General features: G+C 39.3%; 12 protein-coding genes. 10 read left to right on the plus strand and 2 right to left on the minus strand.

What is annotated here, in order from left to right; genetic code table 11:
• Window positions 1–16: 16 nt before the first annotated feature.
• From infB to G7B18_RS11530, 7 genes are all read left to right on the plus strand, one after another.
• Window positions 17–3,139, plus strand: a complete 3,123-nt coding sequence (gene infB, locus G7B18_RS11500; protein ID WP_164112463.1) for a translation initiation factor IF-2 — start codon at window positions 17–19, stop codon at window positions 3,137–3,139.
• An 86-nt stretch (window positions 3,140–3,225) separates the two neighbouring features.
• Entirely contained in the window at window positions 3,226–4,269 is a 1,044-nt protein-coding gene (locus G7B18_RS11505; RefSeq protein WP_164112464.1) for a ferredoxin--NADP reductase, read from the plus strand.
• An 11-nt stretch (window positions 4,270–4,280) separates the two neighbouring features.
• Complete coding sequence (locus tag G7B18_RS11510) at window positions 4,281–5,948, plus strand: PNGase F N-terminal domain-containing protein (protein WP_164112465.1); 1,668 nt, start codon at window positions 4,281–4,283, stop codon at window positions 5,946–5,948.
• Between the two features lie 8 nt (window positions 5,949–5,956).
• Entirely contained in the window at window positions 5,957–6,817 is an 861-nt protein-coding gene (locus tag G7B18_RS11515; RefSeq protein WP_164122643.1) for a hypothetical protein, read from the plus strand.
• Entirely contained in the window at window positions 6,807–7,622 is an 816-nt protein-coding gene (locus tag G7B18_RS11520; protein ID WP_240452843.1) for an alpha/beta hydrolase, read from the plus strand. Before G7B18_RS11515 ends, G7B18_RS11520 begins: the two co-directional genes overlap by 11 nt.
• Before the next feature lie 23 nt (window positions 7,623–7,645).
• Window positions 7,646–9,964: a TonB-dependent receptor gene (locus G7B18_RS11525; RefSeq protein ID WP_164122646.1), complete on the plus strand. Its 2,319-nt coding sequence runs from the start codon at window positions 7,646–7,648 to the stop codon at window positions 9,962–9,964.
• Window positions 9,965–9,966: 2 nt separating this feature from the next.
• Window positions 9,967–10,758 (plus strand): DUF4249 domain-containing protein, encoded by a 792-nt coding sequence (locus G7B18_RS11530; protein ID WP_164112468.1) that lies wholly within the window; start codon window positions 9,967–9,969, stop codon window positions 10,756–10,758.
• Here the strand turns inward: G7B18_RS11530 and G7B18_RS11535 are convergent.
• Window positions 10,755–11,294, minus strand: coding sequence for a polysaccharide deacetylase family protein (locus G7B18_RS11535; RefSeq protein ID WP_370659335.1), 540 nt, complete (start codon window positions 11,292–11,294; stop codon window positions 10,755–10,757). The two genes, G7B18_RS11530 and G7B18_RS11535, sit on opposite strands and share 4 nt — an antisense overlap.
• A 160-nt stretch (window positions 11,295–11,454) precedes the next feature.
• Between G7B18_RS11535 and G7B18_RS11540 the strand changes: the two genes are divergently transcribed.
• Genes G7B18_RS11540 through G7B18_RS11550 form a run of 3 tightly spaced genes read left to right on the plus strand, consistent with a single transcriptional unit; the run spans window position 11,455 to window position 13,713 of the window.
• Window positions 11,455–12,369, plus strand: a complete 915-nt coding sequence (locus G7B18_RS11540; RefSeq protein WP_164112470.1) for a helix-hairpin-helix domain-containing protein — start codon at window positions 11,455–11,457, stop codon at window positions 12,367–12,369.
• 7 nt (window positions 12,370–12,376) lie between these two features.
• Complete coding sequence (locus G7B18_RS11545) at window positions 12,377–12,904, plus strand: adenine phosphoribosyltransferase (protein ID WP_164112471.1); 528 nt, start codon at window positions 12,377–12,379, stop codon at window positions 12,902–12,904.
• 50 nt (window positions 12,905–12,954) lie between these two features.
• Window positions 12,955–13,713, plus strand: a complete 759-nt coding sequence (locus tag G7B18_RS11550; RefSeq protein ID WP_164112472.1) for a TerC family protein — start codon at window positions 12,955–12,957, stop codon at window positions 13,711–13,713.
• 72 nt (window positions 13,714–13,785) lie between these two features.
• On the opposite strand, the gene G7B18_RS11555 is transcribed toward G7B18_RS11550, so the two are convergent.
• Entirely contained in the window at window positions 13,786–14,346 is a 561-nt protein-coding gene (locus G7B18_RS11555) for a hypothetical protein (RefSeq protein ID WP_164112473.1), read from the minus strand.
• Window positions 14,347–14,358: the final 12 nt, after the last annotated feature.

Raw genomic sequence — 14,358 nt, forward strand, 5'->3', positions numbered from 1 at the left:
AGAGGTTAATAAATAGATGACAGAAGGTAAAAGCATAAACTTACTCAAAGCAGCAAAGGAACTTAATATTGGTATAGGTACTGCAGTGGAATTTTTAAGTAAAAAAGGTTTTGACGTAGAAGCAAAGCCTACAACAAAATTAACTGGAGATATGTATGGTGTTCTTTCGCGCGAATTTCAAGGTGATAAAATCGCAAAGGATGAAGCTAAGCAAATTGTTATTGGTAAAATCCGCCGTGATGAATCTCCTTTGGGCGGGAATGCAACCGTGCCTCAAGATTCTACGACCTCTAAAAGAGATGAACATAATGATGATACAGATGGTCTTTTGATTAAGAATGTATCAACATCTGCTCCTGTAGAAAAGGAAGCTCCTGCTAAACAAGAAAAAGAAGAGGAGCCTGCTGCAGGAGGACACCTTAAGGTTATTGGTAAGATAGATCTTGATAGCCTGAATAAGGGTAAGTTTAAAAAGAAAGAAGAAGCGGTTGAAAAACCAGAGGTTAAAGCAGAGCCTAGGATTGAGGTGAAGGCAGAACCAGTTGTAGCGCCTATAAAGGAAGAACCTAAAACTGTAGAAACGCCTAAACCTGTAGAAACATCAAAGCCTGTTAAAGAAGAACCTAAAGCGGCAGAGCCAGTAAAACCTGAAGTAAAGGTAGAAGCTGCTCCTATTGAGAAGCCAGCTGTAGTCAAACCTGTAGAAGAGGTAAAACCTGTGGTAGAAAAACCTGAACAAAAAGTTGAAGTTAAAAAGGAAGAAATTAAGGTGGAGAATAAACCTGTTGTAGAATCTAAACCAGTAGAGGAACAGAACGAAGTGATTCGTGCGCGCTCCGAAAAACTGGAAGGGCCAAAAGTAATTGGTAAAATTGAATTGCCAACTTTCAAGCCTAAAGATAAGCCTGTCGCTTCATCATCTAACGCAAATCAAGATAATAAGCGCAAACGTAAACGTACAAATAAACCTGGTACACCTATTTCTCCGAATGCACAGGGAGGACAACAAGGGGGAACTCAAGGACAGCATAGACCAGGCGGTTTCCAACAAGGAGGAGGCCAAGGTCAAGGCCAAGGTCAAAATAGACCAGGAGGCTTCCAACACGGAGGAGGCCCTAGAGGTAACAATAATAACCGTCCAGGTGGAAATGCACCTGCAGGAAGAGGTAAGTTTGATCCTAGAAATAGAGGTCCGAGACAAGATGCCGCTCCTAAAGGAGAGTTGTCAGAAAAGGAAATCCAAGATCAGATTAAAGCAACTTTAGCTCGTTTGAGTGGTGCTGGTAAGTCCGGTAAGTTTGCTCAACGTGCCAAATTGCGTAGACAGAAGCGTGATGATGTAGCTTTATCGGCAGAAGAGGCTGCATTGGAACAAGAAATGATGTCCAAAGTATTGCGTGTTACAGAATTTGTAACAGCAAATGAGTTAGCGAACTTAATGGATGTTCCTGTTACGAAAGTTATCGGTACATGTATGAGCTTGGGAATGTTTGTCTCGATCAACCAACGTCTTGACGCTGAAACCTTAGCTATTGTAGCGGATGAATTTGATTACAAAATCGAATTTATAAAACCGGAAGATGAGGAAACTACAGAACTAGAAGAAGCTGACAACGAAGATAACTTGATACCTCGTGCTCCGATTGTTACTGTAATGGGACACGTCGATCACGGTAAAACATCTTTATTGGATTATGTCCGTAAAGCAAATGTAACTAAAGGTGAAGCAGGTGGTATTACGCAGCACATAGGTGCATACGCAGTAACGCTTGACGGAGGTCGGAAGATAACTTTCTTGGATACTCCTGGTCACGAAGCATTTACAGCGATGCGTGCCCGTGGTGCGAAGGTAACGGATATCGTTATTATCGTAATCGCTGCGGACGACGCCGTGATGCCGCAAACAAAAGAAGCAATTAATCATGCTCAGGCTGCTGGCGCACCTATTGTATTCGCTTTCACGAAAGTGGACAAACCAGGCGCTAATGCAGACAGAATCCGTGAACAGTTGTCTGCGATGAATATTCTTGTAGAAGACTGGGGCGGAAAATTCCAAGCGCAAGAAATTTCAGCAAAAACAGGTGAAAATGTGGAGTTGCTATTAGAGAAAGTATTGTTGGAGGCTGAGATGCTTGAGCTTAAGGCTGATCCTACAAAACGTGCTGTAGGTTCGGTAATCGAAGCTGCTTTGGATAAAGGACGTGGTATTGTAACTACGGTGATGGTACAAGGTGGAACTCTACGTGTTGGAGATGCTATTTTAGCAGGTTCGCACTCTGGTAAAGTGAAGGCGTTGACTAATGAACGCGGTGAGCGTGTGAAAGAGGCAGGTCCTTCGGTACCGGTTCAGATTCTTGGTATGTCGGGTGCACCTACCGCGGGAGATAAACTGTACGTGATGGAGAGCGAATCGGAAGCTCGTATAGTTGCGAATAAACGTTTGCAATTGCAACGTGAACAAGGTATGCGTGCTACGAAACACATTACACTCGATGAGATAGGTCGTCGTTTGGCAATTGGTAACTTTAAAGAACTTAACATCATTGTTAAAGGGGATGTGGATGGATCTATCGAAGCTTTATCCGACTCTTTATTGAAGTTATCTACGGATGAGATTCAGGTTAATATCATTCACAAATCGGTGGGCGCTATCTCGGAGTCTGACGTGTTGTTAGCATCTGCATCGGATGCTGTGATCATCGGTTTCCAAGTAAGACCTACTCAAAATGCACGTAAGCTAGCTGAGGCTGAACAAATTGATATCCGTTTATATTCTATCATCTACGATGCTATCGAAGAGCTTAAATCGGCGATGGAAGGTATGTTGGAACCTAAGTTTGAAGAGAAGATTGTTGCAGAGGTTGAAATCCGTGAGACATTCAAAATCACGAAAGTGGGTACAATTGCTGGATGTATGGTCACTACAGGTAAAATCACTAGAAACAACGATATCCGCATAATCCGCGATGGTGTCGTAGTTCATACCGGTAGACTAGCTTCATTGAAACGTTTCAAAGATGACGTAAAAGAGGTTACTCATGGTTATGAATGTGGTCTTCAAATTGATAAATACAACGATATACAGGTAGGTGACATCGTGGAAGCCTACGAGCAAGTAGAAGTAAAACGTAAATTGTAATTTACCGTATTTAATATATTTAATCCCAACCAATGCGGTTGGGATTTTTTTGCTTTAAACGGTTTAAGTTTTCTATCTTTAGCTCTATGTATAAGTTTAGAATCTCGGATATAATAAAGCACCCAAATCATAATATTTCTATTCGTTTTGAGGATTTGTCGGGAAATTTTCCCACCTATAAAGCTGGACAATTTTTAACACTATGCTTCGAGTTTGCTGAACGCGAAGTAAGGAGATCGTATTCGTTTAGTAGCTCGCCAGATGTGGAAGAACCCTATGAGGTAACTGTAAAGCGCGTAGACAACGGAGAGATTTCTAGACTATTGCATCATAGTACTTCTGTCGGCGATGTTATTGAAGTGATGGATCCCCAAGGATTATTTATATATGAACCCGTTAAGGAGGTTCGTAGAACTGTTTTTCTCTTTGGAGCAGGAGTAGGTATCACTCCACTGTTTTCTATTCTTAAGACCGCACTAACCCGAGAGGACAACAGTAAAGTGATCCTCGTTTATAGCAATAGTAGCAAGGAAAATACGTTGTTTTATAAAGAGTTGCTTCATTGGAAAGAAATGTATCCCGAACGACTGAAAATAGAATTTATCTGGTCTAATACGAAGAATCTTTTGAAAGCCAGATTGAATCGGGAGTATCTTATTGAATTAGTCAAAGACAACTTGGAAGAAGGAACGAAAAGTATATTTTATACCTGCGGACCTTTGTTCTATATGGATTTGTGCCGTTTTACGCTCTTGGGGATGGGCTTTCCGGATGAAGATATAAGAAGGGAAACTTTTCATTTTCCGGAAGAGGAGGAGGATGAAGATGAGAAGGAAGAAGAACCGGTAGACAAAACTTCTTACGACATCACGCTGAAATTTGATGGTCGGCAATACTTATTGACGATTCCTTACAATAAAAGTGTGTTGGATGTAGGGTTGGAACATAAGATAAAGTTGCCCTATTCCTGCAAATCCGGTATGTGTAGTACTTGTATATCTCAAGTACAAGAAGGCGCAGTACGGATGGATTATAATGAAGTATTAACGGATAAAGAGGTTACTAATGGAAAATGTTTGATATGTACCTCGCACCCAATTGAAAACGGAACTGTAATTGAAGTATTGTAAATAGAATAATTATGAAGAAAATAGTCTGGATAATCCTATGTCAGTTGTATGTGATGATAGGTATGGGACAGGATGTATATAAGATAACCTATCACTATTTTAGGGATGGCGCTATAACGAAGCAAGACCCGGTAATTGTATACGCTTCCAAAAATAAGACCATAATAACGAAACAGAGTGTGATAGGCGGAAACGTTAGATATCCTTATGAGGAGTCTTACGTAGATTTCGGGGAAAAGACAATGATTAAGCAATCAGCATTATCTTCGGATAAGAAGATCGCGACACTGGATGAACAGGCGTTTGTACGCTATAGTTATACTATTGCTGACGATAGGAAGAAAGTTCTGGATCGGGAGGTGCGCAAAGCAACAACTTCGGTGAACTCGAATGCGATAGAACTTTGGTATAATAAAGATCTTGGAATAAACGCATCCCCGAATGATATGGGACTTGATCTGGGCTTGGTAATGGAGTATCGGCGTAACGGCAATTCGGGTCTTGTTGCGACGCATGTGGAGCTGGTAAAATCTTTACCTAGCCTGTTGAAATTTCCAGATAAAAATTTGTTGTTAGATGGATTGACCTATAAGGATATTTTATGGAAAAGTCGATTTATACAAGTTCCTATCTTCAAAAACGAACAAATATGCTTTCAACCGGGAATCAAATCGGATTCCATAATGAGATTTGCAGAAGGTACAGTGATAATGAAGCGAATCCGCATACCGGAGGTATCAGAAAATAGCCAGGCTTTTATCGAGTTGGTCGAGAAATCTAACGGAGATGCTTATGATAGAACGGGATCGGTATTTATGATTGCAGAAGATCAAAACCTGAGCTTTCTGGACGGTATGAGAAAGGGTATGAAGACATTGCCTGCTTACGAAAATGGGGATGGACAATCTTATCTGGGAATGGTACGTACTGCAGGATATTCGCCGATTTTTGAACTGATGCGTTTCTTTACGCCTTTTGGTGTCTCGCATTTTAATGGACGATTGTCACTTAAGGATAAAACCTGGCAGGACAGTGTAGTATATAGACAGGATATTTCTGAGTTTTTGAAGGTAATGGCCGGGAAGAATGTTTATATTGGCACTTATATAGGAAACTACGATAAGGGAGGACATAAAGTGAGTTTGGAGTTGACAATACACCCGGGAGGCTCAAACTATGCTAAAAGTGTAGATATGCTCGCTTTATTCAATACGACGAACGTAATGGAGATGGGAGGGCAAGGGTATCCTACATTATTTGGTCAAGAAAAGGGTCTTGAATTTGAGTTTGTTCTGGATAAGGATGTTAAGAATGCAAAATTACGTTATATAACGACTGGCCATGGTGGATGGGGTAATGGAGATGAGTTTGTCCCTAAAACAAACAGGGTGTACTTGGACGGACAGTCGATGTTTCAGTTTACTCCGTGGCGTGTTGATTGTGGGAGCTATAGACTGTATAATCCTGTGTCAGGAAATTTTGAAAATGGATTGTCTTCTTCTGATCTAAGTAGATCTAATTGGTGCCCCGGTACCATTACCTATCCTATCTTTATTGATTTCGGGGATCTCAAAGCAGGTAAACACAAACTTCGTGTGCAAATACCACAGGGGCCGAAAGAGGGAGATAGTATGAGTTTTTGGAATGTAAGTGGAGCTCTGGTATTTGATAAAGAATAAATGTAATAATGTGGATAACATATGTCTGGTTGACAGCTTTTTTGCTTGTATTTAGTGCAAGTATTACTGTAGCTCAGGATCCTGTAATAATTGGTAATTTGCGTAGTTCTGCGCTCACCGAAGTGTCTGGGATTACGGCTTCAGCCTATGGTAGTAAAGTATTCTGGGTACACAATGATAGTGGTGATCGGTCTGCTATTTACGCAATCGGTAATGAAGCTGGGCTGATAGCTACTCTCGAACTAGGGGGAGTCACATTGGTAGATGCGGAGGATATTGCCGCCCTGAGCATAGGTGGTATATCCTATCTGCTATTAGCTGATATGGGCAACAATCTACGGGACAGGGATACATTGTCTCTGTTTTTATTCAAAGAGCCTATCCTAGAACCAGGTCGTGATAACTACCGCATTGAAGCAGATGAAATCCGGGAAATCAAATTTAGATATAAGGATAAAAGACGGGATGCTGAGGCATTATTTGTAGATCCGATAGATAACAGGATATATATCGTCTCAAAGAGAGACTTTAAGTCTACCGTATTTAGCTTATCACTCTCTGCCTTTCAAGAGGAGAGCGTGTACGAATTAGAACCTCAGATGCAATTGCCTTTTACTTTTGTAACGGCAGCTGATATACGGCAAGATGGTAAATTCATCCTTATTAAAAATTTGAATTCAGTATTCCTGTGGGAACGTAAAAAGGGACAAGACATAATTTCTACCTTGAAAGGAGACTTTAAAAACATACCTTACAAAATAGAACCTCAAGGGGAAGCTATTTGTTTTGATCGGGATGATCGTTTCTTTTATACAATTTCTGAACGACCTTTTGGTCTAGATGCTTATCTTTATAAATATGATTATTGATACTATGCGTTATTTTTTACTTACGACATTATTCTTTTTGGGCCTTCAGTTAAAGGCCGCTCAGGTCGATACTGTTGAAGTTTTTTCCGAAAGTATGGGAAAGAAGATTAAAACGGTTGTAATTTTTCCGGAAAACCAAAGTAAGCCGGTTCCTACTTTATATTTATTGCATGGTTACTCCGGAAACTATTCTAATTGGGTAAATAAAGTGCCTTATATTAAGACACTGGTAGATAGGTACAATTATGCTGTTGTGTGCCCAGATGGTGGTTACGGTAGCTGGTACTGGGATGTGAAAAATGACAAGAATAATCAGTATGAAACGTTTGTTTCGAAAGAACTTGTCGCTTATATCGAAAAAGAATATGTGGTGTGTACGACTAGAGAAGGAAGGGGGATTTCCGGATTAAGTATGGGAGGACATGGTGCTATGTATTTAGGAATAAGACATCAAAACGTCTATGGTGCTATTGGTAGTACGGCAGGAGGGGTTGACTTTAGGCCTTTTCCGAACAACTGGGAAATAATCCAAAGATTAGGCACTTATGCTGAAAATAAGGAAATATGGGACAGTCATGTGGTTATGGAAATGCTACATTTAATAAAACCCAATAGCTTGAAGTTTTTTATCGACTGTGGCACAGAAGATTTTTTTTATACGGTTAATAAAAAGTTGCACGAGAGGATGACATACCTGAACATACCTCACACTTTTGTATCCATGCCCGGTAAGCATAACTGGGATTATTGGGCGCAATCGGTGCAACTGCAAATGGCTTTTTTTGATCAGTTTTTCAGAAATTAATCTACCTATCCCTAATTCATTATATGCGTATACTTGTCTTTGTATTTTTAAGCGTATTTACATTTGTTACCGCTATCGCACAAGAGAAAAAAACGATAAGTGGGTACGTGAAGGACGCTTCTTCGGGGGAGCTTTTGATCGGTGCTGTTGTGCAGGTGAAAAATCAGAACCTAACCGCATCGACCAATAGTTATGGCTATTTTTCTATAGATGTAGCAGAAAGGCAGGCTGAGATAATTGTCTCCTTTGTAGGTTATAAACCAATAGTTGTTAAAGTTAGTGTCTCGGAAGGCAAACGGTTATCTTTTGAACTCGATCCTGTAGAGAATGTATTGGAAGAAGTCGTTATTTCTGGTAGGAAGAGAAACGATAATGTAACCAATGCCCAAATGGGGGCACTGAATTTCACGATGGAAGAAGTGAAAAATGTTCCGGTGTTATTTGGGGAACGAGATATCTTAAAGACAATACAGATGCTTCCAGGTGTAGCTAAAGGAGGAGAGGGCTCCTCTAACTTTTACGTGAGGGGTGGTGGTGGTGACCAGAATTTAATTCTCTTGGACGAAGCTACTGTATATAATGCATCGCATCTAATGGGGTTTTTCTCTACATTTAATTCAGATGCTATTAAAGACATCGCCTTGTATAAAGGAGGGATACCTGCTCAGTATGGAGGAAGAGCTTCTTCGGTGTTGGACATACGTATGCTCGATGGTAATAATAAAAAATTCGCTGCTGAGGGAGGTTTGGGATTGATTGCTTCGCGCTTGAAACTAGAGGGACCAATCGTCAAAGATAAAAGTTCATTTATGATCTCTGGTAGACGTACCTATGCCGATTTGTTTCTGAAGTTATCAAATGATGAGACGGTAAATAAGAGTAAGCTATACTTTTATGACCTGAATGCGAAAATGAATTATAGGTTTGATGATAAAAACACGCTGTATCTATCGGGATATTTTGGAAAAGATGATATGGGATATGGTGATTTGTTTAGTTTTGACTGGGGAAATGCTACTGCTACCGCAAGGTGGAATCATGTTTTTAACGAAAAGCTATTCAGTAATACTACCTTAATCTATAGTGATTTTACTTATAATGTAAACGTGTCGAATGATGATAGTGACTTTGAAATCGCTTCGAAAATAGAGAATGTTAATCTTAAACAGGACTTTTCGTATTACCGGAATAATCTTAATACATTTCGTTTTGGGGTAAATGTATTACGCCAGAAAATATCACCAGCAAGTCTAAATGCGACTAATAGCTCGTCTGTGAACTCGCTTGATATTGAAAAAAGAAATGGCATAGAACTAGCTGCTTATGGTTCTCATGAATGGAAGCCTTTAAATTGGTTGTCCGTGATTTATGGCGTCAGACTAACCGATTTCTTGGTAAAAGGACCTGGGACATTCTATACATTTGATGAAGATGGTCAGGCCAGTGATAGCCAGGTGTATGGCAGCACTGTAATAAAGCATCATTTTAATATTGAGCCTCGACTGTCCATGTCCTTGATTTTGAACGCCCGAAATAGTATCAAAGCATCATTTAACCGCGTCACGCAAAATCTGCATCAACTTACAAATACCACATCTTCGCTACCTACAGACCAGTTTGTATTGAGCAGTGTGAATATTAAACCGCAGTATGCTGACCAAGTAGCCTTAGGTTATTTTAGAAATTTTGCGGATAATAGTTTTGAACTGTCCGTAGAATCCTACTACAAATTCATGGGCAATCAGATAGACTTTAGAAACGGTGCCGACTTGCAGGCTAATAAATTCTTGGAAGGAGAATTGTTGTTTGGGAAGGGAAGGTCTTATGGAGTGGAATGGTTATTACGGAAGACGAAAGGTCGTTTCAATGGCTGGATAGGCTATACGCTAGGAAAAAGTGAAAGACAATTTGACCAAATCAATGATGGAAATTGGTTTAATGCGCGTCAGGATAGAACGCATGACGTTTCAGTTGTTGCCATGTATGAATTAACTAAAAAATGGAGTTTGGGGGCTAATTTCGTGTATTACACGGGAAATGCCATCACCTTTCCAAGTGGCAAATATAGCGTAAACGGTAATACGATGTTTTATTATACTGAACGGAATGGCTACCGTATGCCTGACTATCATCGATTAGATATTTCGGCTACATATGAGCCTAAACCACTACACAAACGTTTTCGCTCAAGTTGGTCATTTGGTCTCTACAATGTTTATAACCGAAAGAATGCCTATATCATTGATTTTAGAGAGAATGAAAATAATGCAAACATTACCGAGGCTTACCGCATAGCTTTGTTTGGAGCTATTCCATCGGTTACCTGGAACTTTAAATTTTAAAGATGAGACTATTTAGATTTAATATATTAATTGTCTTGATCCTTACGCTTGTATCATGTGAGGACTTGGTCGATATAGATTTGAATAAAGCAAACCCGAAGATTGTGATTGAAGCAGACTTGAATAACCTGAGCTCTGATCAAGTGATTTGGTTGACCCAAACTGTGGCTTTTGATTCGCCTGTGGCTAACCAGCCTGTTACCGGTGCGACAGTAGTCGTGAAAGATAGCGAGGGAAGAGAATTTGTTTTTGAAGACCAAGGGAATGGTGCCTATCGACGTAAAAACTTTAAACCCAAGGAGGAGTTAAGATATGATTTGACAGTGAATGTCAAAGGACAAGTATTTCTATCTTCAACCAAGATGATGCCTTTTGTGCCGATAGACTCATTGGCCATAAAGGAGGAGATTATTTTTGATGAGACTTACTATTCAGTGGTGCTAAAATTTGAAGATCAAAAAAATATAGCCAATTACTATAAATATAATATTTCTGTAAACGGATCTTCTTTTAAATTTGCAAGTACTTTTAGTGATAAGTTTAATGATGGTCTTTACGTGTCTCACGGTGTGACAGATAAAGATAACTCATTAGCTTTGGGAGATTCTGTTATCGTACGTAGACAGTGTGTAACGAAAGAGGTCTATACATATTGGAATCAAATCCAGATGTTGAACCCCGGTAGTGCAGCTCCGGCAAATCCAACGTCGAATATTTCGAACGGGGCATTGGGATTTTTCAGTGTCTGTAGTGCGAAAGATTACGGTGTTAGAATAGTATCAATCACCGATTAAAGAATATCGAAAGTATAACCTAACTGGGAGAAATGTTGGATCATTTTGGGGAGAGCATATTGAACACGCGGAATAGCTTTTAAGTTGTCGTGAAAGACGACGATGGATCCATTCTTTGTGTGTTTTAGAACGTTATGGTAGCATGCTTCTGGACTAAGGTTGGTGTCAAAATCTCCCGATAGAACATCCCAATAGATCAATTCAAAATCTTTACGTAATAATTTGATCTGAGATCTTTTGGCCCGAGCATAAGGTGGCCTAAAAAGATTGGACAATGTATGTTGCTGGCATAATCTGATATTCTCCATATATACGGCATCTGAAGTATCCCAGCCTTTTAGGTGGCTAAAAGTATGGTTGCCTAAACGATGACCTTCATGGAGAAGTCTCTGAAAGATCTCTGGATACTTGATTATGTTTTCTCCGACACAGAAAAATGTTGCCTGGATTTTGTGTTGCTTTAAAGTATCCAAAATCCAAGGTGTAATTTCTGGAATAGGGCCGTCGTCAAAGGTAAGATATATCTTTTTATCCATTCGTGACCTGTTCCAAGTCACGTCAGGGTACATCCAACGAAGAAAAAAAGGCGCATTGATGAAATACATTTCAAAATTCCGTATTAATTTCCCAAATTTAAGTAAACATTGTTAACCTGCGGGTCTAAAATATAAAAAGAGATCTATTTATGATAATCTTATGAAAAGACTTTTTAGTTATTTTGAACTGTCTTTGGCCGAACAAAGAGGGTTTATTACGCTCAGCCTCATAGTTTTGTTTTTGTTATCTATACCATATTTGTATGACGCTATACGAAAGGATGAATCGTTGGAACATGAAGTGATTCTATTCAATGATTTGAAAAGTGACAGTGTGTATTTTAATAGATTGACGGGCAGTAGGCCCCGGTTTTTGCAGTCAAAGGAGGTAGATTTGGATGAATTCGATCCCAATGGGCTATCTATAGAGCGGTGGACGAACTTAGGCTTGTCGGTTAAGCAGGCGCAAGTGATTAAAAATTTTGAGTCAAAAGGTGGGCGTTTCCGGAAGAAAGAAGATTTATCTCGGATCTACGCTATTTCGGAAGAAGATTATAAACGATTATTACCTTATATCAAGATTAACTCAATAGCGGATATTGGACATACTAGTTACGAACAAGGGACAGACTTTAAGAAAAAGGATAATGTTGTGTATCCGACCAAAGAAAGAAAAGAAGTCTTGGTTGATATCGGGAATGCCGATAGTACGGCGTGGGTGTTATTGAAGGGGATAGGTCCGGTTTTGGCGAAAAGGATTATCAAGTATAGGGAAGCATTAGGTGGTTTTCACGATGTCAATCAAATCGCTGAAGTCTATGGCCTGCCTTCAGAAACTTTCGCATTGATCAAAGATAAGCTCTATCTTCCTGAAGAACCAGTCAAGAAAATAAAAATTAATAAGACGTCCCTAAATGAATTGGCAAAGCATCCTTACATATCGTGGAAACAGGCCCAGTGGATTATAAATTATAGAGAGCAGCATGGCTTTTATGAAGACTTGAAAAGTTTGGAATCTATTCGACTATTGAATCAGGATTTTTTCCGTAAAATTGAGCCTTACTTAGAGTTTTAAAATTAATATGATAGAATCAAAGTTAAAAGCTATTGTTCGGGATATACCGGATTTTCCGAGTCCAGGTGTTTTGTTTAAGGATATAACTCCAATTTTAAAAGACGCAAAGCTCTGCTCTGAGATTGTTGAAGAGTTTGTGAAAAGGTTGAATGGATTGGATATTGACGTAATTGCTGGTGTAGAAAGCAGAGGGTTTCTCTTTGGACTAATGCTCGCCAATAGGTTGGGGATTCCTTTTGTTCCCATACGGAAGCAGGGACGACTACCTTATAAAACCGTGTCAGAGTCTTACAAACTGGAGTACGGGCAAGCCACCATCGAGGCCCATGAGGATGCTTTCGAAAGCGGAGCGAAAGTGTTGATACACGATGACCTATTGGCTACTGGTGGTACTGTAGTGGCAACGGCCAAATTGATTGAAAGGCTAGGTGGCGAAGTTGTCGGGTTCTCTTTTATAATAAGTTTAGATTTTCTGAAAGGAGAGGGGCGACTGTCACGCTTTAGTGATCATATAATTTCTTTGGTCAGGTATTAGGATTATTCGTTCTATTTTATATTTTTACGTCTTAAAATTATACTTTATATATGGAATGGATTACTGATCCCCAAATTTGGATTTCGTTTTTGACATTGACGGTATTGGAAATTGTCCTAGGGATAGACAATATCGTTTTTATTTCGATTCAAAGTGCTAAGCTGCCGTTGGAACAACAGAAAAAAGCAAGGCAAATAGGTCTTTTACTTGCTTTGGTAATGCGTGTATTACTGCTTTTTTCTATCAAATGGGTGATGGGGTTGACTGCTCCTCTTATCAACTTTGCTGAATGGTTTAATATAACTAATGAGAAATATGCACGTTATCTTGTGTTATCTGGACGTGATTTAATCCTTTTTATAGGTGGTTTGTTCTTGATCTATAAAAGTACAACTGAGATTCACCATAAAGTAGAGGGCCATGCCGAAACGTCAACCGCGGGTAAAAAAGTAGTTTCTTTTGCATCTATAATTATGCAGATACTTATCCTCGATTTAGTATTCTCCCTGGATTCGGTAATCACCGCTGTGGGGATGGTCGATCAGATTGGTGTGATGATCGCTTCAGTTATTGTAGCAATAGGAATTATGCTGGTATCAGCGGAATCAATAAGCCGGTTTGTGAATGATCATCCATCCGTAAAAATGCTAGCTTTAGCTTTCTTACTTTTGATTGGTGTTTCACTGACGGCAGAAGCGTTTGATCAACATATCCCTAAAGGATACATCTATTTTGCAATGGCTTTCTCTGTTCTTGTGGAGTATCTTAATCTGAGAGCGCAGAAGAAGGCTGCTGCTCGACATAAGTAAAATGTTTCATAATGCAAAAAAGGCATCCTCAGCTGAAATGAGGATGCCTTTTTTGCTTCGTGAAAATCCTATTTAAAAAGGTTTACCGATTTGTTCTTCGATTCTGCCTTTTATCTGATAGTGATGACTTCCTAGGGCTTTAACAACTTGCGTTTTGTCAACGCTATAACTCTTTCCTTTGATGTATTCTAAATTTTCCTCTGTGTCATAGAGAAGATTTTTTGTGACTTTTTTAATTGTAAAAATAGAAGGAATACCATTATCATATACAATTTTTAAAGATGATAGATCTAGAGCAGAATCCTTGAAACTGTAAGTTACCGTATTGCCAATACTGTCTTTGTGATAGCTACCGCGATAGGCAGCTTTGTTAATATCAATAGAAGTGAAATTGGCGAGTTCTTTTTGCCAATCGGAGACAGTTAGCTGTTTGGTTTCTGATATACTGTCTTTTTTTACAGTCTTTGTAACTGTAGGTCTCTTTGAATTCAACAATGCAATCTCATTTTGAAAAAAAGAAGGTATATCAATCTCTAGGTCATTTGAATTATGTGCATTATTAGAAGCAGAAGTACAGGATGAAGTAAAAGCAGTAATGCATAGTATGCTTACTGCTTTTGTAATTCTTATCATGCGGGATAGTTT

Source organism: Sphingobacterium sp. xlx-130 (assembly GCF_011007405.1).
Taxonomy (GTDB): domain Bacteria; phylum Bacteroidota; class Bacteroidia; order Sphingobacteriales; family Sphingobacteriaceae; genus Sphingobacterium; species Sphingobacterium luzhongxinii.